19 protein-coding genes and 3 pseudogenes are annotated in these 19,755 nt (G+C 69.1%); 12 read left to right on the forward strand and 10 right to left on the reverse strand.

The genetic code is table 11. The features are described from left to right. Positions 1 to 34 precede the first annotated feature (34 nt). From FGW31_RS31865 to FGW31_RS31880, 4 genes and pseudogenes are all read right to left on the reverse strand, one after another. On the reverse strand, positions 35 to 1,309 hold the full coding sequence (locus FGW31_RS31865; RefSeq protein ID WP_142197013.1) for a hypothetical protein: 1,275 nt from the start codon (positions 1,307 to 1,309) through the stop codon (positions 35 to 37). A gap of 691 nt (positions 1,310 to 2,000) precedes the next feature. Then, positions 2,001 to 2,282, reverse strand: coding sequence for a hypothetical protein (locus tag FGW31_RS31870; RefSeq protein WP_142197014.1), 282 nt, complete (start codon positions 2,280 to 2,282; stop codon positions 2,001 to 2,003). Between the two features lie 93 nt (positions 2,283 to 2,375). Continuing rightward, positions 2,376 to 2,948: a GNAT family N-acetyltransferase gene (locus tag FGW31_RS31875; protein WP_142197015.1), complete on the reverse strand. Its 573-nt coding sequence runs from the start codon at positions 2,946 to 2,948 to the stop codon at positions 2,376 to 2,378. After that, positions 2,948 to 3,325, reverse strand: a pseudogene (locus FGW31_RS31880) (tRNA (adenosine(37)-N6)-threonylcarbamoyltransferase complex transferase subunit TsaD); the annotation flags it as partial. The pseudogene FGW31_RS31880 and the gene FGW31_RS31875, both read right to left, overlap by 1 nt. A gap of 650 nt (positions 3,326 to 3,975) precedes the next feature. Between FGW31_RS31880 and FGW31_RS31885 the strand changes: the two are divergent. After that, the gene (locus FGW31_RS31885; protein WP_142197016.1) at positions 3,976 to 4,617 is read left to right on the forward strand and encodes a superoxide dismutase; all 642 of its coding nucleotides are present in this window, start codon (positions 3,976 to 3,978) and stop codon (positions 4,615 to 4,617) included. A 325-nt stretch (positions 4,618 to 4,942) separates the two neighbouring features. Continuing rightward, entirely contained in the window at positions 4,943 to 5,632 is a 690-nt protein-coding gene (locus tag FGW31_RS31890; RefSeq protein ID WP_373303362.1) for an ATP-binding cassette domain-containing protein, read from the forward strand. Here FGW31_RS31890 and FGW31_RS31895 read toward each other — a convergent pair. Next, on the reverse strand, positions 5,544 to 6,404 hold the full coding sequence (locus FGW31_RS31895; protein WP_142197017.1) for an enoyl-CoA hydratase/isomerase family protein: 861 nt from the start codon (positions 6,402 to 6,404) through the stop codon (positions 5,544 to 5,546). The two genes, FGW31_RS31890 and FGW31_RS31895, sit on opposite strands and share 89 nt — an antisense overlap. Before the next feature lie 153 nt (positions 6,405 to 6,557). On the opposite strand from FGW31_RS31895, the gene FGW31_RS31900 reads away from it, so the two are divergent. The 3 genes from FGW31_RS31900 to FGW31_RS31915 all read left to right on the forward strand — a co-directional run bounded on the left by FGW31_RS31900 (position 6,558) and on the right by FGW31_RS31915 (position 10,184). Then, positions 6,558 to 7,175, forward strand: coding sequence for a TetR/AcrR family transcriptional regulator (locus FGW31_RS31900; protein WP_142197018.1), 618 nt, complete (start codon positions 6,558 to 6,560; stop codon positions 7,173 to 7,175). 630 nt (positions 7,176 to 7,805) lie between these two features. Continuing rightward, positions 7,806 to 8,318 (forward strand): hypothetical protein, encoded by a 513-nt coding sequence (locus tag FGW31_RS35155; RefSeq protein WP_182675038.1) that lies wholly within the window; start codon positions 7,806 to 7,808, stop codon positions 8,316 to 8,318. A 135-nt stretch (positions 8,319 to 8,453) separates the two neighbouring features. Beyond that, complete coding sequence (locus FGW31_RS31915; RefSeq protein ID WP_182675036.1) at positions 8,454 to 10,184, forward strand: endo-1,4-beta-xylanase; 1,731 nt, start codon at positions 8,454 to 8,456, stop codon at positions 10,182 to 10,184. Between the two features lie 245 nt (positions 10,185 to 10,429). Here FGW31_RS31915 and FGW31_RS31920 read toward each other — a convergent pair whose 3' ends face one another. Next, positions 10,430 to 10,840, reverse strand: coding sequence for an FKBP-type peptidyl-prolyl cis-trans isomerase (locus FGW31_RS31920; protein WP_142197020.1), 411 nt, complete (start codon positions 10,838 to 10,840; stop codon positions 10,430 to 10,432). Between the two features lie 126 nt (positions 10,841 to 10,966). Here FGW31_RS31920 and FGW31_RS35810 point away from each other — a divergent pair, with 126 nt between their 5' ends. From FGW31_RS35810 to FGW31_RS31930, 3 genes are all read left to right on the forward strand, one after another. Further along, a complete protein-coding gene (locus tag FGW31_RS35810; protein WP_233452606.1) occupies positions 10,967 to 11,392 on the forward strand; it encodes a hypothetical protein in 426 nt (141 codons plus the stop codon). A 454-nt stretch (positions 11,393 to 11,846) separates the two neighbouring features. Next, positions 11,847 to 12,011, forward strand: a complete 165-nt coding sequence (locus FGW31_RS35160; RefSeq protein WP_182675034.1) for a hypothetical protein — start codon at positions 11,847 to 11,849, stop codon at positions 12,009 to 12,011. Between the two features lie 160 nt (positions 12,012 to 12,171). Beyond that, positions 12,172 to 12,915 (forward strand): hypothetical protein, encoded by a 744-nt coding sequence (locus FGW31_RS31930; RefSeq protein WP_142197021.1) that lies wholly within the window; start codon positions 12,172 to 12,174, stop codon positions 12,913 to 12,915. Positions 12,916 to 13,168: 253 nt separating this feature from the next. Here the strand turns inward: FGW31_RS31930 and FGW31_RS31935 are convergent, their stop codons facing one another. Then, positions 13,169 to 14,485, reverse strand: a complete 1,317-nt coding sequence (locus tag FGW31_RS31935; protein WP_142197022.1) for a hypothetical protein — start codon at positions 14,483 to 14,485, stop codon at positions 13,169 to 13,171. Between the two features lie 391 nt (positions 14,486 to 14,876). Between FGW31_RS31935 and FGW31_RS36275 the strand changes: the two are divergent. Together FGW31_RS36275 and FGW31_RS36280 are read left to right on the forward strand one after the other, a co-directional pair. Continuing rightward, positions 14,877 to 15,371: pseudogene (locus tag FGW31_RS36275) on the forward strand (IS701 family transposase); the annotation flags it as partial. After that, a pseudogene (locus FGW31_RS36280) lies at positions 15,351 to 15,655 on the forward strand (transposase); the annotation flags it as partial. The pseudogenes FGW31_RS36275 and FGW31_RS36280, both read left to right, overlap by 21 nt. On the opposite strand, the gene FGW31_RS31945 reads toward FGW31_RS36280, so the two are convergent. Then, entirely contained in the window at positions 15,647 to 16,129 is a 483-nt protein-coding gene (locus FGW31_RS31945) for a hypothetical protein (RefSeq protein WP_233452607.1), read from the reverse strand. The pseudogene FGW31_RS36280 and the gene FGW31_RS31945 sit on opposite strands and share 9 nt — an antisense overlap. Positions 16,130 to 16,223: 94 nt before the next feature. Here FGW31_RS31945 and FGW31_RS31950 point away from each other — a divergent pair, with 94 nt between their 5' ends. Continuing rightward, positions 16,224 to 16,772, forward strand: a complete 549-nt coding sequence (locus tag FGW31_RS31950) for a GNAT family N-acetyltransferase (RefSeq protein WP_142197023.1) — start codon at positions 16,224 to 16,226, stop codon at positions 16,770 to 16,772. Positions 16,773 to 17,116: 344 nt separating this feature from the next. On the opposite strand, the gene FGW31_RS36285 is transcribed toward FGW31_RS31950, so the two are convergent. Both FGW31_RS36285 and FGW31_RS31960 read right to left on the reverse strand, forming a co-directional pair. Further along, the gene (locus FGW31_RS36285; RefSeq protein WP_373303353.1) at positions 17,117 to 17,464 is read right to left on the reverse strand and encodes a PDDEXK family nuclease; all 348 of its coding nucleotides are present in this window, start codon (positions 17,462 to 17,464) and stop codon (positions 17,117 to 17,119) included. Further along, the gene (locus FGW31_RS31960; RefSeq protein WP_142197024.1) at positions 17,449 to 18,849 is read right to left on the reverse strand and encodes a hypothetical protein; all 1,401 of its coding nucleotides are present in this window, start codon (positions 18,847 to 18,849) and stop codon (positions 17,449 to 17,451) included. The genes FGW31_RS36285 and FGW31_RS31960 overlap by 16 nt, the downstream gene beginning before the upstream one ends. Before the next feature lie 458 nt (positions 18,850 to 19,307). Here FGW31_RS31960 and panD point away from each other — a divergent pair, with 458 nt between their 5' ends. Continuing rightward, positions 19,308 to 19,727 (forward strand): aspartate 1-decarboxylase, encoded by a 420-nt coding sequence (gene panD / locus FGW31_RS31965; protein WP_142197025.1) that lies wholly within the window; start codon positions 19,308 to 19,310, stop codon positions 19,725 to 19,727. The last annotated feature ends 28 nt before the right edge of the window (positions 19,728 to 19,755 follow it).

The raw sequence follows: 19,755 nt of genomic DNA on the forward strand, positions 1-19,755 counted from the left end.
TGCACGTGCGGAGCCGCTCACGGCGTGCGGGCCGTCAGACCCCGACCAGGGCGTACGTCCCCGAACCGTCCTGCCTGCCGCTGGAGTACTGGCGTATGAACTCCCCGTCCGCGTACCGGTCGTAACCGGTCATGAAGCCGGTGTACTTGTTCTGCACACCGATCTTCGAACTGCCGGGTACGTCGCGGTAGATGTAGAACCGCTGGAGGTCGTCCTCCGCGCAGGCGGCCGTCAGCAGGACCGCCCGCTCGGTGGCCGCGTCCGGCTCGGCGATCGTCGCGCACTCGCCGTTGCCCCAGTTCCACAGGGACGCCTCGAGGACCCCGTTGTGCTCCGTCACGTTGCACAGGCGCCAGTGGTCCAGATGGGCGCTGAAAACCGTCGAGGGCCGCAGCCGGACACCGTCGTCCAGGAGCGGCGCGCCCCAGGACAGGGGCTTGCCGGGTACGGCGATCTTGTAGACGGCCTCTTCGCAGTCGAGAGCGGCCTGTACGCCGCGTCCGGCGGCCCCGGACTGTTCGGTGGACGTGCCGCTGGTGAGAGCCGGGCGCTGCACGAGGCGGTCCCGCTCCTGCTCTGCCGTCGGCGCCACCGCACCCGCCGCATGCCGGGCCTTCACGGCGGCCGGGCCGCAGTCGAGGAGGTCCTGGGCCCTGGCCATGATGCTGCCTGCGGGCACGCTGTCCTGGCAGCGCACCGCGCCTTCCTCGAGGGTGGTGAAGGTGGTGAAGCTGCCGCTGCCGGACCCCTCGATCCACTCCAACGCCCAGCTGCCGTCGTCCTGTTGGACGCGGTTGCAGTTGAGGCTTCCGTAGGTACCGGTGACCTTTTTGGTGCCCTTGTAGACGCCGTAGTAGCCGGGCTGGTGGAAGTCCCACGTGACCGAATTCGACACGCTGCTGGTGGAGGAGTAGTCGACCTTCACGTTCAGGCCCACGGTCACGCCGACCTTGCCGAGCGTCTCGGCGGAGAAACTGCTCTCGACCTTGTCGTCCAAGCCGACGGAGACCGAGATGGTCGTCTCGGTGGTGGTGTCGATGGTCTGGTTGCCGGTCGTGCCCTCGGTGACGTACCAGCCCTTGAAGTGGGTGATCGTCGGGGACACTTCACTGGTTTTGATGTACGGGTGGCGTGTGCCGAGGTCGGCCGCCGTACAGGTGTCGCCGAGCTGGGGCGTCGTCGTGTCGGTGGGTGCCGCGGCAGCCGGTGAGGCGGCAAGGCTCACGGCGGTGACCGCCCAGGCGGCCGCCGTAGCGGTCACCGCCATGAGCGATCTGCCGATGCGGCTGACATGTCCTGTGGAGCGCATCGTTGCCTGTCTCCCCTGATCGGGTGTGGGGCCGGTCGGAACTGAATGTAATGGCCAGGCAGGTTGGTGGCGTGAGCCTCGAACTAGCCATAAAACATCACGGAAGGGCTCATTCCTCCCCTGGCGCAGAACGGTGCCCGGGGCCAAGGCCAAGCCCGGACACCGACCCGCCGCAACCTCCGCACATCGCTGTCCGGCGCCCGGTCCGGTACGGCCGGGACACGCCGACACCTGGAAGATCCGGCGCGCACTCGCCGTCCCACGCCTTGCGCCGACGCCCTTCGGCGGCACGGCGAAGGACCGAGCAGGGAACGGAGCGCCGCCGGCGCGCGACTGCGTGACGGTGATCACGGACGTCCTTCGGGTGGCACTGCGTAGGCTTGAGCCGTCGCCACGGCGGGGCCGCGAGAGGGGGCGAAGCCCTCCCACGATTGCCTGACGGAGCGTCAGAAAAGGCGCCAATTGGCCGGCCTGAGGCCTGAGAAATCCGGGGCCGGCCTTCCCGCAGGGAGGCGAAGAAGGCTTCCCTGCCGGTCGACGGCCGCCCCCCGCGGCCCCCCCCCGGGCCGGACTGCGTGCGCGCGAACGGCCGTGCCTCATCCAGTGATCCTGCAGTGGTGCTCACTCGGCCGCTCAGACCAGAAGGCACGACACATCCGCTGTTTCACTGGGGTGACCCGCTTGCTCACACTCAGAGCAGCTCACGCTCCATCAGGTCATCCGCTTCCTCCCAGGTGATGAAGGAGCACGCTCCGGTGTTCAGGTCGACGGCCACGGGCAGGTTCCCGCCGAGTTGCATGTCCTGACGTCCGTGATCGAGGTACTCGACATGGTCGTAGGGAGCGATGAGCCGTTCCTTGTCCGTGAAGCAGTACTCGGGAACGATCCTCACGTTGGAGGACGGCCCCCACGTGCTGCTTTCCTCTGCAAGGAACTCTGCGGCCCTGCGCTCGGCTTCTTCCGGGTCGAGCATGTCAGTTGGTCCTCATGACGTAGTAGTGGCGGTACTTCATGTGTGCTGGATTGGCCTTGCCCGACTGGAAGTCCAAGGCGGGGCCCCGAAGGCTCACAGGGGGAGCGGGGCGAGGGAACGGGCGGGGTGGCGCGGGCCGAGGAAGACGACGATGCCCTTGCCGTCGGGGGACGGGTGGGTCGCCTGCGTCCAGCCGTGGCGGCGGTAGAAGGCCATGGCTCGCCCGTTCCGGACCGAGGTGAGCAGCCATGCCCGACCCTCGGGCGCGTCTGCGGTCACCGCTTCGAGGAGGCGGGTGGCGAGACCGGTGCCGCGGGCGGTGGGCCGGACGGCGAGTTCGTCGAGCTCCCGGGCTCCGCACAGCCAGTCGGCGGTGCGGTCGTTGCCGAGGCCGGCGGCCGCCTGGGGATAGCAGCGGTCGGTGGGGAAGGGGGCCGGAGTGGTCCACGCGGTGGCGAAGCCGACGATCTCCCCGTCGCGCACGGCCGTCGCGGCAGTGAACCCGGCACGCCGTACGCTCGCCGGCAGCCGGGAGACGAACTCGGTTGCCTGCGCCTCGTCCTCGTGCCAGGGCGGGGCGCAGAAGGCGTCGACGTACACCGAACGCAGTGACTCGGTGTGCGTGAGTATCCCGGCGTCCCGGTGCACACGGATGTCTGTGGTCATCAGGCGGCCACTGCCTTCCCCACGGCGACGGGATGCAGTGCGGCGTACTCCAGCGGTGCCGGTGCGGCGCCCGCCCGTACGAGAAGGTCGCCGACGGGGGCGGTCATCGCGCCGTTGTCGGTGCACAGCCGCAGCGGCGGCACCTGCAGTTCGACGCCCGCCGCCGGACAGCGCTCCTCGGCCGGCGACCGGACCCGCGAGTTCGCGGCGGCACCGCCGACCACGACCAGGGTGCCCACGCCGTGCTCGGCGCAGGCGGTGACCGCCTCGATGGCCGGACCGTCCGGATACGGCAGCCCGAAGACCCGCGCCGCCTTGTCGAAGCAAGCCGCGACCGCGTCGTCCAGTGTGCCCCCGAGGTGCGTGATCGGGTCCCGGACCGGGCCCGCTCCCGTCTTGTCGCAGGGCGACTCGACGCCCGGCGCCATCGCAGACCTCATGGCCAACCTTTCTGCCGCTAGTAAGTTGTTGCAAGTAGTGTGCAATAAAATCTCCGGTGATATGTACGAACCGGCTCCGCGCGCATAGCCGCCCTGGAGGGAGCGGCCTTGACCCCTTCGACGCCGTGCGCCTGACGCCGGGGCGTGCAGCCTTGACCCCGGCCCGGCTGCCGTGGGCAGCCGCGGCGAAAGTCGTCCGGGCCGGCGCCGACGGCTGGGGCCCGCCGGATGCCGCACGGTCGGTCCCGCTCCAGGCCCTCGGCCGCGACGAGCCCGTCGTCAATCGCGCCATGGCCGACGGAGCGGAGGAGCGGGCCCGCGTGCTGCGTCCAGGTGATGGAGGTGCCGGCTGGCGCTCGTCCGCCATCCGTACCGAACGCTGCGAACGGGTCGCCGTCGTCAGTGAGTTCGCGGCAGAGAGATGTGGCCGGGCGCCGCACGCGATATCGGCCGCACCGTCGTTCGTTGGGCGCCGGTCGGGGTCCCGGCGACACCGGTCCTAGGGCTATCGCCTGATCGATAACTGCCGCTACTGCTGCTAGCGTGCAACTGCACATCGGTTGCAATAATGTCGGAGGATGTCGAACATGGCGGTGTACACGCTCCCGGAGCTTCCCTACGACTACTCGGAGCTCGAGCCGGTCATCAACCCGCAGATCATCGAGCTGCACCACGACAAGCACCACGCCGCGTACGTCAAGGGCGCCAACGACACGCTGGAGCAGCTCGCCGAGGCGCGGGACAAGGAACAGTGGGGCTCGGTCAACGGCCTGGAGAAGAACCTGGCCTTCCACCTCTCCGGCCACATCCTGCACTCCATCTACTGGCACAACATGACCGGTGACGGCGGCGGCGAGCCCCTGGCCGCCGACGGTGTCGGTGACCTCGCCGACGCGATCACCGAGTCCTTCGGCTCCTTCGCCGGCTTCAAGGCTCAGCTCACCAAGGCCGCCGCGACCACCCAGGGTTCGGGCTGGGGCGTCCTGGCGTACGAGCCGCTGAGCGGTCGGCTGATCGTCGAGCAGGTCTACGATCATCAGGGCAACGTCGGCCAGGGTTCCACCCCGATCCTGGTCTTCGACGCCTGGGAGCACGCCTTCTACCTGCAGTACAAGAACCAGAAGGTCGACTTCATCGACGCCATGTGGGCCGTCGTCAACTGGCAGGACGTGGCGAAGCGCTACGAGGCTGCCAAGTCCCGCACCGACGTGCTGCTGCTGAACCCCTGACCGCGGGGGCCGTATGACGTCCTGCTCGTGATCGTCTTCTCACCTTCACCTGCAGGCGGCACAAGGAAGGGCCTCCGGCCGGGACGACCCGGCCGGAGGCCCTTGCGGCGTGTCCGGGGTCTGCCCCTGCAGGTCCTGGACGCGCTCGAACCGGTCGGCGCCCATGGCGCCGTGATTCCCGTGCCCAGTCATCGCGGGCCGAACGCGCGGCGGCCCGCCCGGGAGGTCAAGTTCGGTGCTGTCGCGGCTCCTTCGTCCTCTCCGGGAACCGACCGCCTCTTCCGTCCGGCTGCTGTGAGGCGGGGAGGTGGCATGGAAGGGCTGGATGTCCGGATGTCCGGCGCAGTGTGCCGGCACGGCCGGGACGAGGCCGTGCGCGACGTCGATCTCGGCATCGTGCGCGGGCAGCGAGTGGGCGCTGATCGGTACCCGCGGGTCGGGCCAGACCCCGTTGCGGCGGACCGTTCCGGTGCTGCGTCGGCATGGCGCGGGCCGGATTCCGGTGGGTGGCCGGGACACGGGGAGCGTTACGGAGTGGGCGTGGCGGCGACGGGCGGGCGCGTGGATCCCGCAGAAACCGGCCACCGGCCGCCTTCCCTTGCTGGCAGGCGAGTTGCAGGCCGGCGGTGGTGCGCGAGCCGAGGCGGCGGAGGCGGCCGACAAGCTCGGGGTCGGGCATCTCGCCGACCGGCCCTTGCACACATTGTCCGGTGGTCGGCTTCAGCGGATGTACCTGGCGAGGGCGGGCGGCTGTGCGGCGGCCGGTGCGGGCGTCCTGCTCGCCGACGAGCCGACCGCCGCCCTCGACTTCTCCGGGCGGGAGGAGGCGGCCGGCGTACTGGTCTCCCTGCCGGTAGCCGTCGTGGTCGTGGCTGAGGAACTCGTCCCACGGAGCCTCTGCGCACGGATGGCTGGAGCTCGGGCACTCAGATGCTGTTGGCGATGCGCTCGTGGTCCCGTTCGCCCTCGCGGGTCTGGATACCAGCGGCGAGCAGCTTGTGGGCGAGCTCGGTGACCTCATCGCCGAACGCCGCGAACAGGCCCTCGTTCTCAACGGCGTACGCCGCACGCGGAATCGGAGGCGCGACCGCGTCGACCGCAGCCTTCGTGATGGAGATCACCTCTGGCCGGAGGCCGGCGATCCGTCGGGCGAGGGTGTCGACGAAGGAATCGAGTTCTGCGGCGGGCAGGGCACGGTTGATCAGGCCGTACCGTTCCGCGAGCTCCGCGCCCACGAGTTCGGCGCCGAGGATGAGTTCCAGCGCGCGGGCCCGGCCCGCCAGGCGCGTCATGTTCACCGTGCCGCCGCCTCCGGGCAGGATCCCCATCAAGGACTCCGGCTGCCCCTGCCCCGACGTGCCGATCGCTGCGAAGCGCATGTCCAGGTACATGAAGAACTCGTTGCCCGCGCCGCGCGCGAAGCCCGCCAGTTTGCCGATGGTGACCTGCGGCAGCGAGCGGACCTCTTCGCTCATCGCCTGGAGGATGTTCAGGCCTTCCGGGACGGTCGAGCCCGGCGCGGCCGCGATCGCAGCGCGAGTGGCCGCAGGCAGCGCGTCGGGGTCGGTGAGGTAGGCCATGTCACCGTGCGCAATGAAGAACTCCGGGTCGGCACTCTCGAAGACGATGACGCGGACGTCGGCGTCGTCCCGCACACGCGCGACGAATGCCCGGAGTGACGGCAGGAGGACCGCGTCCATCAGATTGAGCGGCGGGTGATCGATTGTCACCGTCGCGACCCCGTCCGAGACGTCGATGGTCAGGGCGGGAAGGTCTGCGTAGCTCATGAGGTGGCTCATTTCGCGGTAAGGGACGGCCCGCGACCGGGCCGCCGAATGGGGACAGCGTCGCGAACCTCGGCTTCGCGGCTGACACTGAGTATCAAGTTAGAATCTTGTACCCAAAGAGGCAAACGAGTGTGTCGGAGTACACTCGTCCCCATGAGCGCAGCGCCAGTCGGTACCCGTGAGATCAGCCGCCACGCGGTGCGAGCAGAGTTGGCCCGCGTGGCGTTCAACCGGTTCTGCCTCACCGGCTTCAACCAGGTCACCTTTGCCGACCTCGCCAAAGCCGCCGGAGTGTCGCGGAGTACCTTCCTGCGCTACTTCGGCACCAAGGAAGACGTGGTCCTGTTCGTCTTCGACCCCGTCGGCGACGTCATCGCTGACGCGCTCGACGCCGACCGGGCCGACCAGGACGACTGGAGCAGGCTGCGCAACGCCCTGGAGTCAGCCGTGACGTTCCTCGTGCGCGACGTCCAGGAACTCGTGACGATCCTCGGCCTCATCGAGCAGACCCCGGCCCTGTGCGCACGCCTCCGCGAGAAGCAGGCTGAATGGCGACCACGGATCGTCGCCCGACTGCAGGAGACGACCTCCTCGACCGACGGGTCATCGGTCATCGCCGACGTTCGCGTAGCGGCGGCGCTCGAATGCCTGTGGATCGTCCTCGGGCAATGGAGTGCGAGCGACGGCGAAGCGGACCTCGGCGAACTGCTGGACGCTGCGTTCGCCGCCTTCTCGACCCCGGCATGCCGAGAGACCGACGCTCCGTCGTAAAGGGCCGAGGCGGCGGCTTCCTCGGCGGTGCCGAGGCGTCCGAAAGGAGTGGTCGATCAGCGGCGGTGATCGCGTCGTCGGTGATCGCTGACGGTGCACCGACCCGGTCAACCCCACCCCCAGGCCGCTGACCAGGACAAATGCTGCTTCCGGCTGGAGTGTTAGATGCTCTCGGGGAGTGACCCGCCCGCGTTTGAGCAGGACGGAGGTGTCTTGGCCGCGCTCGGGTCAGCAACCGGTCGGCATCGGGCCGGACGGTGTCCGGCATGCTGACCTTCAACCGTCACAGGGACCTGTCGCGCCGCCCGGCGCCGTCCGGGTGGTGAACGTCAACCACATGGCCGACCATGTCCACCGGGTGCGCCGGCAGATCCACTCGAACACGCACCGACCGGCGAAACTGAAGCACCGCAAGGCGGGGAGTTCCGAGAGGTCCCTCCACCGTGCTCGGCGCGCGAAGTGCGACAGCTTCCAGCTCCCGCCCCGATGATCACCGGCATCGACGCATCTCCTTGATCCAGGCGGTCCGGCGCCGATGTCGGCGGTCGTCGGGCGGTGCGGCCGACGGCATCGGCCGTGTCGGGCAGTGCCGACTGCGTGAAGCGCTGTGGTGGCACCTGGTGCACACTCATGACGCGGGCCCGCGAGGCCGGCCTCGGCACCCTGGCCGACCTCGGCTTCTTCGGCCTGGACGACCAGCCCGACGACGACCCCGTGATCATCACCGGCCGCAAGGCCACCCGGAACCACCGACTCACCGATGCCGAGAAGGAAGCACACCGGCTGATCAGCCGCGAACGCGCCGTCGGCGAGCACGGGTTCGCCCACCACAAGTCCTGGCGCATCCTGACCAAGATCCGCACGCACGCCCGCCACGCGACCACCCTCCTGCGGGCCCTCGTCCTCGCGAACACCGGTGCAGAGGCGAACCGACGATCCCCCCCCCGCAGTGATCATGATGCTGACCGGCAGGAGTCCGTCACTCCCGGACCGCACCAGCCCCACCCCCAGCCCCACGAGCTGCGGAATCAGCATGAAACGATCCCATCGCCGGCCGTACCGGCCCACCGCCGACCGTACCGACCGCTCTCCGGCCGTCGTTCCCGAACGTTCCTCGGCCGACGGTCCCTCACGCGCACCTGAAACACTGGCGATCAGTCACAGCGGGGCGGCGCGATCGGTTGCGCACCGTTCTTGCCGCGGCCGGGGAGGACGGTGCTCGGCGACGGTGTCGCTTGAGGGCGGCGATGCCGTCGGAAGACGGGCTGAGGATACGGAGTGCTGCTGTTCATGCGGTTTCGAAAGAGCGCTGTCATCGCGGTTGTGTGTGCCTTGGCCGCTGGTGTCTCGGCGGACCGTGCCAGCACCTCCGCGCCCGCGGGGGGACCTGTGGAGGACCTCCTGAACGGCAGGGACTGGGCTCACTTCGCCGGCGGGAAGCCCACGCACACCGGGGTACGGGTCACACCCCTCGACCGGCGCATCACACGCCAGGACGGTACCGGCGGACAACCGAACCCACCGGTGAACCTGCGCGGTCCCCACGTGGTGTTCCGAGGGGATGTCCGGATCGAAGCCGGCCTGCGGCGCACGGACGACACGGATGCCTACCTGCATCTGTACGGTGAGACGCCGGTCATGTACGACGAATGGCGCTACGAACGGCGCAGCGTGCGCGTCGGCGTGGTCGGCGGGAGGCTCCGGATCGACCGCTGGGACGGGGACTCCGACAGGCCTGCGATGACCCGGACCTTCGGGAGCGGCCTGGGGCTCGAAGTCCGCCTCGCCGTCGAAGTCCGCGCAAACAGGCTTGTGCTGGAGGCCGACGGCAGGGTCGTGGGAACCGTTCCCGCGCGGGATGTCTTCGCCAGTGGCCGCATCTGGTTCGGCGCGGATGCGGGAGCCCCCGGGAAAGGCTGGACCCTCACCGATCTTCACGCGCGGTCACTGGGACGGGGCCGGATGTCCGTCGTGGACGCGCCTGGCCTGCGAGTGCCCCGGTCCAGCGATGCGATGCGTGATCTGGCGGCGGTTCTCCCACGCCCGATCCGTATGGGAACCGCCCTGGCCGCGGGCCCCTTGCTGACTGACAGCGCCTACCGCCGGACGGCGGGTGAGGAGTTCTCCATGTTCACGCCGGAGAACGACTTCAAGCCGCAGTTCGTCCAGCCTCGACGCGGCGTGTTCGCGTTCGCGGAAGGCGATACCTTGGTGGACTTCGCCGAGGCCAACAGGATGAAGGTGCACGGCCACACCCTCGTCTGGTTCGAAGCCCTGCCCGCATGGATGCGCGCCGAGATGACGTACGAGCAACGCAGGCGCGTCATGGTGGAGCACATACGCGCGGTAGCGGGCCACTTCCGGGGGAAGGTGGCGGAATGGGACGTGGTGAACGAGCCCATGTCCGACGAGGATGAGGACTACGTCAACGGCAACCGGGGCGTGCGGCCAGAGTTGTGGTTCGACGCGATGGGTGAGCAGTACATCGACATCGCCTTCCATGCTGCCCGCGAGGCCGACCCGCACGCGGTGCTGTACCTCAACGAGTACGGGGTGGAGGAGGAGGGTCCACGCTGGGATGCCCTCTACGCGCTGCTGATCCGGTTGAAGGAGCGGGGCGTTCCGATCGATGGTGTCGGTTTCCAGGACCACGAATACGCCGTCGGCGACCGTACCGACCCCGAGGTCTTCCGACGCAAGGTCAGGGCGTTGGCCGGGCTCGGCCTGAAGGCCCGGGTCTCGGAGGCGGACGTCCTCGTCGACGAGGACGAAGAGGACATCCAGGCCCGCCAGTTGGCGGGGAAACTCGCAGTCTGTGGCGAAGAACCCAACTGCACCTCGTTCTCGACCTGGGGTTTCACCGACAAGTACGGCTCCACGGCTGACCTGCGACACTATCCCCCGAGTCCGGGAAACGCTCTTCCCTGGGACGCGACGTACGAGGTGAAACCCGCCTACTGGGCACTGCGCGACGTCCTGGACGACGCTCGCCGCTCAGGTGCTGGATAGGTACGGCGAACACCGCGAACGACCAGTGGGCTCGTTTCATGCTGATTCCGCAGCTCGTGGGGCTGCCGTTTCCTCGTCACCGATCCGGACACCGGCGAGGAGTGCGAGGCCGACGCGTACGGGCTCACCCTCCCGGCAGGTCGAAGAACTCAAGGCGTGGGAGCCGGAGCGGGCGGAGGATCTGGGTGCGCGGATCCATGACGAGAACGCCTGGGGCGAGGGCGCGGAAACAGGAACGGTCTGGGTCAGCGGGCGTTGCTCCAGCCGCCTGTGCCGGCGGAGTACGAGTCGAGCAGGTCCACCACGAAGACCAGGGTCGAGCCCGCCGGGATCAACGGCGAGGGCGACTGGTTGCCGTAGCCGAGACGCGGGGGAACGACGATCTCGCGCCGACCGCCGACCTTCATCCCCCTCAACCCCCGGTCCCAGCCCTTGATGACCCTGCCGCTGCCCAGTGCGAACTTGAAGGGCTGGTCACGGTCCCAGGAGGAGTCGAACTCCTTCCCGGTCTCGAAGGTCACCCCGATGTAGTGGACCCTGACCACCGTGCCCGGCTTCACCTCGGCCCCGTCCCCGACGACCAGGTCCCGGACGGTTAGTTCGGCAGGCGCAGCACCCTCCGGGACGTCGACCTCGGGTTTCGTCAGTTCACTCATCGCAGTTCCGTCACTCTCCGTCGCAGACCCTCGTGCGGGCCGACCGGCCCATGGACACTCCAGGCGGCAGAGGATCACGCTAACGCGCAGGCCGGTTTCCGGAGCGCACCGGATCAGTGGCCGCGCATGGCGGTCCGTCGCACGGCCGCGCACGAGCGCACGGCCGCGCACGAGCGCACGGCCGCGCACGAGCGCACGGCCGCGCACGAGCCCTCGCACACTCGGGCGGGACGCGGTGGCTCGGGTTGCACGGCAGCCGCCCGGGCGGGAAGCGGCGCGGAGGGGCACGGCCGACGCGCGCCGTTCAGTCGACTGCGTCACGGCGTGTACCGGGTGCACCAGCAGATCCACTCCAACACGCACCGGCCCGCGAAGTTGAAGCACCGCGAGCTTGGGGAGTTCCGGGAGGTGCCGCTGCCCCGCTCGGTACGGGAGGCGATCGAACGCTATGAGGAGGAGCACGGCACGACGAAGGAGGGGTATCTGCCGCGGGGGCCGAGAGGTTACTACACGGAGCCGATGGAACGCCGGCGCGTCCGCGCCCTCGCCTGAATGGATCACTCCGTTTTCGTGGTGTGTCCCGGCGCGGCGCAGCATCGCTTGCGGCGGCGTCCGTGACCGGGACGCCGGCGGCACACGGTGCCGTGGCATGAAGGGGAGCGCACCGCACCATGGGGACGTGGAGTGACTGGGAGGACGTCGGCGGGACGATCCTGTCGGCGCCGAGCGCGGCATCACGGACGGGCGACCGTATCACCGTGGTGGCGCGCGGGGCGAAGAACCAGATCGTCTACCGCTCCTGGAACGAGACCAGCGGCTGGGGCGACTGGGGGACCTGGGCGGGGGCCTGGTCCTCGACCCGGCGATCATCTCCGGCAAGCCCGACCGGCACACCGTCTACGGGGTCGGGGGCGGATCCACCGTCTACCGCAGGTCCTGCATCAACGGCAGCGGCCGGGACGGCAGCTGGTCCAAGACCAACGAGACCACCGAGATCCGCAGCGGCGTGGCGGCGGCGTCAGCCCGCGAAGAGCGCATCGACCTGTTCGGCCTGAACAGCGTCAACCAGGTCCAGCACGCCACCGCCCCGCCCGGCTCGGGCTGGCAGCCGTTCAACAACATCGGCGGCACGATGCAGGGCACCGTCGCCGCCTCCTGCTGCGCCGGATGAAGACTCGTTTCGGCGTCACCCGGCGCGCCTGATCCGGCTGAGGCGGTCCCAACTCCCCGGCGACGCACAGACCTTCGGCGAATGGGGTGAGGGGCCGGCGTTGGCGGCGGCAGGAGCGTTTGGACTTGGCGACTGACGCGGGACGAATACCATGCTCCTCATGGCCGACCCCCTGTATCCCCTGGCCCACGACGAAGACCTCCCCGAATTAGGGACCTACAACGCGATCGGCACGATGCTGCTCCACAATTCCCGTGCCGATGAGAGCGGCGGGTTCTTCGCCACCTGCTGGTTCATGGTCATCCTGCCGGTTGTTCCGCTCAGTCGGTACTACGTGCGGCAAGCCGGGTACAGCGATGAGAGTGGGCTCTTCTCCGTCAGGACGACCACCAACTACGAGATCGTCGGCAGGTCCAGGGTCCGCTGGACCGAGGCAGTCCGGACCTATCTGGCCTGGTGGATCGTCATGCCAGCCGCCCTGGTCGGGCCCAACGTCGTTGCCGCGGTGGGCTGGGAGGACGAGAACGCCGGGTTCTACGGGATGATCGTCTCCGTGGGGCTCCTCTTCCTGCTGCTCACCTTGTTCTTCGTGTACGGGAGGTACTGGAGACCCGTCCGCGAAGTCCGCTGGGCCGAGGGCGAGACGGGTGGGACGGACGGCCGAAGGTGGCAGGGACTCGCCTCGATGCTGCAGATGGCCGTTCTCGTGGGGCTGCTGGGCTTCTTCCTGGGGGTCGTGATCTTCTTCACCGCGCTGGCCATGGGCGAGATCCCGACACGCCTCGACCCCGAGCCGAACCCGTACGCCGATACGGTGCTTCACCCCGTCACCCTGCTGGCCGGACTACCCGTGGTGACGGGCATGCTCACTCTCGCGGTACTCGCCAGTCGTCGCTGGCGCTGAGAAGGGCGGGCCCCCGGCCTGCCCCCGCTCAGGGGGTGTCAAGTCCCGGTCCAGATACTCGTGTTCACGTCGGCATGGGAACTGCCACCGCAGCGCCCGGCCCCCTGGACGAAGCGGCCCATCCGTAGAACACGGAGCGGAGAAGGGGGAGAGGCGGTGGCCGAGTACCGGCACCACGGCCCTGCTCCGTCGCCCCTGGACCTCGGACCGCCCAGCCCTGCCCTCCCGGCCTCGGCAGTGGCGCCTGCCGCCTTCAGCGGCCGATGCCCGTCCCGTAGAGGTCGAAGGTGCCCATGTCGTTGCACGTGACGTCGCGCAGGGCGCACTCCTCGCCCGGGTTGTTCACGCCGTCCGACCGCAGTTGGGTGACGATGAGGCGGGCGGCCCGTGCCGCGGAGTCCTCGCCGTTCTGAGGGAACACGGCCGCCCACCGCCAGCGTTCGCGTTGCTGCCAGCCGATCTCGTGCATCGCCGCGGTCTTTTCGGTGGAGTCGTGCTCGGCACGGTCGTAACGGAAGAGCCGCAGACCGCTGTCCGGCTCGAAGGCGATCTGCACGGTGTCCCGGCCGCGGTGGGTGATCACGAAGCCGGCCCAGTTCTCGCCGACCTGGGCGGGGAGGTGTTCCACGAACGAGTGGAGCATCAGCCCGAGAGCGTCCTGGAGGTGGTCCGGACCCAGGGCCAGCCGACCGCCGGGGTATACGTCGGGCCCCCAGCCGGAACCGCCGCGGTCGAGCTGCCATAGGTAGGGCAGAGAATGGAAGTCCGACGGCTCGTCGGCACTCCACGACCCGCCCCACTTGAAGTCGCGGTGTTCCTCTTCTTCCAGTTCCCCGGTGTCGTGCACCTCGAGCAGGGCTCCGTGGCGGTCGCCGCTGAGGATCAGCAGTCGTCGCTCGTTGCGCCAGCGGATGTTCGGCCCTTCGGCGGAGCCGCCGAACAGGGTGGGGCTGCCGATGCGGCCGACGACGGCGTCGAAGAGGTCGCCGAAGGCGGTCCTGCGCTGGGCGAGGGTGGCTCCCGGCTCGTAGGACAGCACCCGTGCCCGCTCGCCGGGCTTGCCGGTGTCGTGCAGTGACTCGGCCGTGTCCGCGGCGTCGGCGTGGCGGGGCGGGACGGGATGCAGGGCCAGCCAGCTGGCACGTCGGCTGCTCTGGAAGATCAGGGTGTGGCGCTCGCCGCGCCAGCGCAGACCGGGGGCGCCGCCGCAGTCCTCGTAGCGCACCGGGTTCCCAACCGCGGCGAGGGCACGAGCCAGCCCGGCTATCCGGTCGCCGGCGGCGCCTCCCGGCCGGGACCGGTAGGCGTGGGTCAGCAGGTGGACCTGGCCGGTGGTGTACCGGGTGGACTCGAAGCCGAGCTTGCCCGCATCAAGGACCAACGAGATACCCGCACGGCCCGAGACGAGCGTCACCCGGCCGTCGCCTGCCCCGCCGCACTCCCAGCCGGGGCGGGCAGCCGCCCATTCCTTCACTGAGGCCAACTCCCAGTCTCCGAAGTCGGCTTCCAGTAGTTCGGCCACCGTGTGGACGGCGTCTTCATGGCTGTCGTGTGAGTAGCTGTCGGTCATGCGGACGATGTTGGCATGCCGGGCCGGCATCGGGTGCGGTGGCCCCGCAGGACGACGACCCGGGGCAGCGGCGGGGGACTCGCACGGCAGGCCCGGGGCAGCCGGCACGCTCACGCTCACCCCTCGTGGCAAGGATGCGCGCAGCGTGCCGCGGTGGGCGGGCACGTGGCGGATGCCCGCCGCCTACACGTCGGTGTGACGTCCCGCACGGTGTGCCGCTGGAACGCCTCGTTGCCCGGCGCGGCCTGGTCGCGCGTGAAGCCGACGCCGGCCTGCGGCTGGTCGGGTGTGGACGTCGACGACCCTGGCGTTGCCTGATCCTCTTCCGTTCCCCCACCTAATACTCCGGCAGCGGTTCGTGTTCTGAGCTGGAGATTGTCGTTGTCCTGGCATGGAGGGCATAACTGAAGTCGGTTGTCGGGCTGACGAGTTGGACTCGGTGTTCGCCCGGGTGGCGGGCCGGTTCACTCGGGCGGATCTGCGGTGGCGGATGCGGGACTACGTCCGCGGTCTGCTGGGAGGGGCGACACGGAAGAACGGCCGGCAGTTCGCGGAATGGGCAGGCCACCGCACCCCCGACGGCTTTCAGCGGCTGCTGAACAGCAGCGTCTGGGACGCGGACGCCCTGCGTGACGACGTCCGTGCCTACGTCGCCGAGCGGCTCGGACCGAACGGAGTGCTGATCATCGACGACACCGGGTTCATCAAGAAGGGCACCACCTCGGCCGGGGTCGGCCGACAATGCACCGGCACCTCGGGAAAGATCGATAACTACCAGGTCGGGGTGTTCGCCGCCTATGCCACCAGCTCGGGCCGGGCCCTGGTGGACCGGGAGCTTTCCCTGCCCAAAGCCTGGACCTCCGACCGCGACCGCTGCCGGGCGGCGAAGCTGCACGCCGACAAAGGCTACGAATATGACCACCTGCGCCATTGGCTCCGCAAGCGGGGTATCCGCCACCGCATCGCCGCAAAGGGATCGAGTCCTCCCAGCGGCTCGGCCGCCACCGATGGGTTGTTGAGAGGACCGTGTCCTGGCTCGCCGGCTGCCGTCGGCTTCACCGCCGCTACGAACGCAAGGCAGAACATTTCCTCGCCTTCGTCGGCATAGCCGCAGCCCTCATTTGTCACCGCAGGCTCGTCCGTGTGGACGGGCCTCACCAGTCAGTGTGAGGTTCCGACACTGCTGACCCAGACACCGAATGGCCTGATCTCCGGCTCGGTCTCGGTCAGCTCTGAGAGACTCTGCGCGTCGTCCAGGTCCGACCAGGCGATGAAGCCTGGCTCGCTGTCGGCCAGAAATCCCTCGATGACCGGACCGAGGTCGTCGGAAGCCACATAGGTACCGCTGAACGGCAATGCATCCGGGGGCACAGAACCGGTCGAGCACCGGAGCTGTCCTGCCTGCTTGTCGTGCCACACGTAGAACGTCGCCACCCCGGAGAACCCCAGATCGCGAATGCGTTCCCGGATGGCAGCAGCAGTCCGCTCGAAGGCAGCCACCACCTCGGCAACGGACAACGAATTCCTGTCCTCGTCCGCCGCACCCAGTGACCAGGAGTTGGTCTCCCACTCCACCCGCCGGTCAGCCGACTCCAGCACCAGAGGCTCGTCCGCCACCTCAGCAATCCACGTCAACAGCACCACAGCAGTATCCCTGCATAGCTCGACCTGTGAAGCGCCAAAAGAAACGACGTCCAAAGCCGTCCTGTCGTGGTCCGAGCGGCCCTAACGTCGTGCCGTGACCACCGTTGACAACACCGCTTACCGGTACCGCACCGCCGTCCCCGGGGACGCCGAGGCCATCGAGGCCCTGGACGGCTCTTTCACCACCGGCACGGTCTTCCAGGTGACCGTCGCCGACGACGGGTTCGCCTTGCGGGAGGTCAAGGTGGACCCGCCCCTGACCAAGGTGTTTCCCGAGGACGAGTACGACGGCGACGACGCGGACTCCCATACCTTCGTCGCCCACGGAGCCGCCGGCGACCTGGCCGGGTTCGTCACCGTCTCGTACTCCGGGTGGAACCGCCGGCTGACCGTGGAGGACATCGAGATCGCCCCGGAGCACCGGGAACGGGGCGTCGGCCGGGCGCTGATGGGGGTCGCGGTGGAGTTCGCCCGCGAGCGGGGCGCCGGACACCTCTGGCTGGAGGTCACCAACATCAACGCACCCGCGATTCACGCGTACCGGCGGATGGGCTTCGCCTTCTGCGGGCTGGACACCGCCCTCTATGACGGCACCCCCTCCGAAGGCGAGCAGGCGCTCTACATGAGCATGCCCTGCCCCTGAGCGGACAGCAGACGGCACACGGACGGAGTGGCCCCGGCGCCCGGCGCGACCGTGACGGTCAGCAGCCAGGCCGGGCCTCCGTCCGGGGACGCACACCGGGCGCCAACCCGGCGCCGGGACGACCTGCTGGTCGGTTTGCTTGTGACCATCCTGGCTCTGTACGCACCAGAAGCGGGTGCCGCCGTCGTGGGAGCCGCCACGGTTGTGGCCCTGCTCGCCGAGCTCACAGCACGCAAGTGAATCCGGGCCGTTCGATCGGATTGCTCAGGGGCCTGGTTCCCTGGAGCGCTTCGGGTTCTGCAGCCGCAGGGCCAGAGGATGGTCACGGGTGGCAAGGGCTGCCGCTACTTTGCCAACGGCGCCATCCACGCTTTCGTGCTCCCGGATGCGCAGCGGCAGCCAACCCAGGGGCAGGAGATGTGCATCGGTTTCCTCGTTTCGGAAGGTGTTGCCCGGAGCATCTGGCTCCACCACTCGGCGTTGTGCTTCGGAGCGCGTAGGTGTTTCTGGCACGCGTGCCAGAAAGCCTTGGCCACGAACACCGCGGTCCGCCTTCGAGTGAAGCTGACGTCGGCACGGCGCTGCGACATTCCAGGAATGGGCAGGTTCACGCGGTATCGGAGGCCCAATACGTGCAGGGCGCCTGGCAGGGCGAGCTCCGGCCACGACCTTGTCCTCAGGGGCGGGTCCACCGGCCCGAGCCCGGGCGAGGCTCCTCGTCCTGCCCCGGCAGCAGTCGCAGGGCGAAGACGGAGCCGTCGGCGTGGACGGAGACGGGGCCGCCCCAGTTCTTATCGAAGGTGAGGCGGGGGCGGACGCCGCGGCTCGCGTGGACGAGATCGCGGTACTCCTCGATGTCGCCTCTGGTGAGGAGTCGGAAGACTTCCTTGTCCACGCCGGAGAACGCCTCGACGCGGGGGCCGTTGAGGCGGAAGACGTGGTCGGTGCCGACGTACTCGCTGCCGAGGAGGGTGTGGGCGGCGTCCTGGATGCTCATGCTGGCCGCGTGTTCGAGGCCGGTGAAGCGTTTGCGGCCCTGCCGGTCGGTCAGGTGGCGGGCGGTGGCGTGGCCGGAGCCGGTGAAGGCCATGAGGCCCGCCGCGGTGGTGTGGGCCAGGGACTCCTGGAACCAGGCGTAGTCCTTCGGCTGCACGTGGCAGCCCCGTACAGGCTCCGGTGCCACCAGGCCCTCGGCCGGCGGGTGGATGTCCGGCATCATGTTCGCCTGGAACGGTGGGGCGTTCAGGTTCGGCTCACGGCCTTCCGCCGGGGACAGCCGACCTCCGCTGCCGGGTGCTTGGAGGGCGTGGACGGTCATCGTTCCGCCGTCCGTCGGGAGTTGTGTGCTGAACAGCAGGCCGGGGGTCTCGTTCCACGCGCCGATGTGGACCGCTTCGGCGTGGGCCGAGGCGGAGGCCAGCTGCTCGGCGGAGGTGGCGGAGTCGCCGTGGTTGCCCTTGCAGGCGAGGGGGATGGAGAGTGACGGCTCGCCCGGCCGCCAGACCTCGGCGAAGTACTGGGGGCGGTAGCGGTACTTCACCTTCTCGCCCTTGTCCCTGCTGGTGAGGGCCCAGCCCGCGCGTAACGCCGTGTCGGCGGGGACGATCGTGACCGAATGCTCGGGGAAACGGCTGCGCAGCATGTGCTCGGCGAGCGTGAGGGCGAAGCCGATGCCGAGCTCGCTGGACTGCAGCGACTTGTAGTGGTCCGCGATGCGGTGGCCTTCGTCGGTGAGGCCGAGGAAGGAGTCGCGACCGCCGGTCAGGGCCTGGGCGTACTTGAGTGAGCCCCAGTGCTCCGCCAGCCCCCGGCCCGCACCGCGCCACGACAGGGCAGTAGCCCGGGCGAGGGTGTGGAGCACGTCCCAGAGGGTCACTTCGAACTGCCGGGGCAGCTCCGTCTGCGGGATCGGGACGAGGGTGGGCTTCCGGCGGAGCGGCTCGTCCTCGTTCTCCTTCCGCTTCTCGTCGTCCGCCGCGATGGCGGCCTTCACCTTCCCGACGAGCGCGTCGTCGGAGTGGACGGAGACATTCGAGGGCTGGGTCAGGTCCTGGAGCACTTCCTCGGTCGGCTTCAACAGCTCTCCTTCACAGTGGGCGAGGGCGGTTCACCATCGGCCGGACCGTACGGAAGGGAGGAGCGGCGCACACAAGTGCGCAGGGGCGCGTGACCTGGACTTCGGCCTGGGCGGGCCGGTGTGGGCGCCTTGGCCCCGCCTCGCTCGCGCGTTCCACGCTGCTGAGGGGCCTCGGGCGGGCGGTGGTGCGTGGACGTACGCCGTCCGTATGCAGAGGAGGCTCTTGCATGCTTGATGGCTCATCAGGTAAGTCAGCATTTGGTCAGCATGAGTCGCCGGGCGTTCCCGGAGGATTGCCTGAACAGGTGTCGGCGACGGCGCGAAAGCCCAGGTAGGAAGCCGTCTCGCCTGACCGGAGCGATGTTCCTCACAAACATCGAACGGAGATGTCGGTGTAAGGTCGAGACCGCCCTTGACCTGCACAAAGCAGGCAGGGAGCCGTCTTCCAGGAGTCCTAAGTGCTGCGTACTCTGTTCAAGTCCAAGATCCACCGTGCCACCGTCACCCAGGCCGACCTGCACTACGTGGGATCCGTGACGATCGACGCCGATCTGCTCGACGCCGCCGATCTGCTGCCCGGTGAGCTGGTGCACATCGTCGACATCAGCAACGGGTCCCGGCTGGAGACGTACGTCATCGAAGGGGAGCGCGGGTCGGGGGTGATCGGGATCAACGGGGCCGCCGCCCACCTCGTGCAGCCCGGTGATCTGGTGATCATCATCAGCTACGCTCAGGTGACCGACGCGGAGGCGCGGGCGCTGGAACCCCGGGTCGTGCACGTGGACGGCGACAACCGCATCGTGGCCCTGGGTGCCGACCCGTCCGAGCCGGTGCCGGGGTCGGACCAGGAGCGCAGCCCGGGGGCCGTCAGGGCCTGACCGGCGCCAACCGAGGCAGGAGCGTGAC

Source organism: Streptomyces calvus (assembly GCF_006782915.1).
Lineage (GTDB): Bacteria > Actinomycetota > Actinomycetes > Streptomycetales > Streptomycetaceae > Streptomyces > Streptomyces calvus.

What these genes read in the sequence shown, in the direction of transcription:
- FGW31_RS31875 (WP_142197015.1), bottom strand. Translation starts at nt 2,948, where the DNA reads ATGACCACAGACATCCGTGTGCACCGGGACGCCGGGATACTCACGCAC.
- FGW31_RS31895 (WP_142197017.1), bottom strand. Translation starts at nt 6,404, where the DNA reads ATGAGCTACGCAGACCTTCCCGCCCTGACCATCGACGTCTCGGACGGG.
- FGW31_RS31870 (WP_142197014.1), bottom strand. Translation starts at nt 2,282, where the DNA reads ATGCTCGACCCGGAAGAAGCCGAGCGCAGGGCCGCAGAGTTCCTTGCA.
- FGW31_RS31890 (WP_373303362.1), top strand. Translation starts at nt 4,943, where the DNA reads ATGTCCGGATGTCCGGCGCAGTGTGCCGGCACGGCCGGGACGAGGCCG.
- FGW31_RS35155 (WP_182675038.1), top strand. Translation starts at nt 7,806, where the DNA reads ATGACGCGGGCCCGCGAGGCCGGCCTCGGCACCCTGGCCGACCTCGGC.
- FGW31_RS31865 (WP_142197013.1), bottom strand. Translation starts at nt 1,309, where the DNA reads ATGCGCTCCACAGGACATGTCAGCCGCATCGGCAGATCGCTCATGGCG.
- FGW31_RS31900 (WP_142197018.1), top strand. Translation starts at nt 6,558, where the DNA reads ATGAGCGCAGCGCCAGTCGGTACCCGTGAGATCAGCCGCCACGCGGTG.
- FGW31_RS31935 (WP_142197022.1), bottom strand. Translation starts at nt 14,485, where the DNA reads ATGACCGACAGCTACTCACACGACAGCCATGAAGACGCCGTCCACACG.
- FGW31_RS31930 (WP_142197021.1), top strand. Translation starts at nt 12,172, where the DNA reads ATGGCCGACCCCCTGTATCCCCTGGCCCACGACGAAGACCTCCCCGAA.
- FGW31_RS31920 (WP_142197020.1), bottom strand. Translation starts at nt 10,840, where the DNA reads ATGAGTGAACTGACGAAACCCGAGGTCGACGTCCCGGAGGGTGCTGCG.
- FGW31_RS31885 (WP_142197016.1), top strand. Translation starts at nt 3,976, where the DNA reads ATGGCGGTGTACACGCTCCCGGAGCTTCCCTACGACTACTCGGAGCTC.
- FGW31_RS35810 (WP_233452606.1), top strand. Translation starts at nt 10,967, where the DNA reads ATGGCGGTCCGTCGCACGGCCGCGCACGAGCGCACGGCCGCGCACGAG.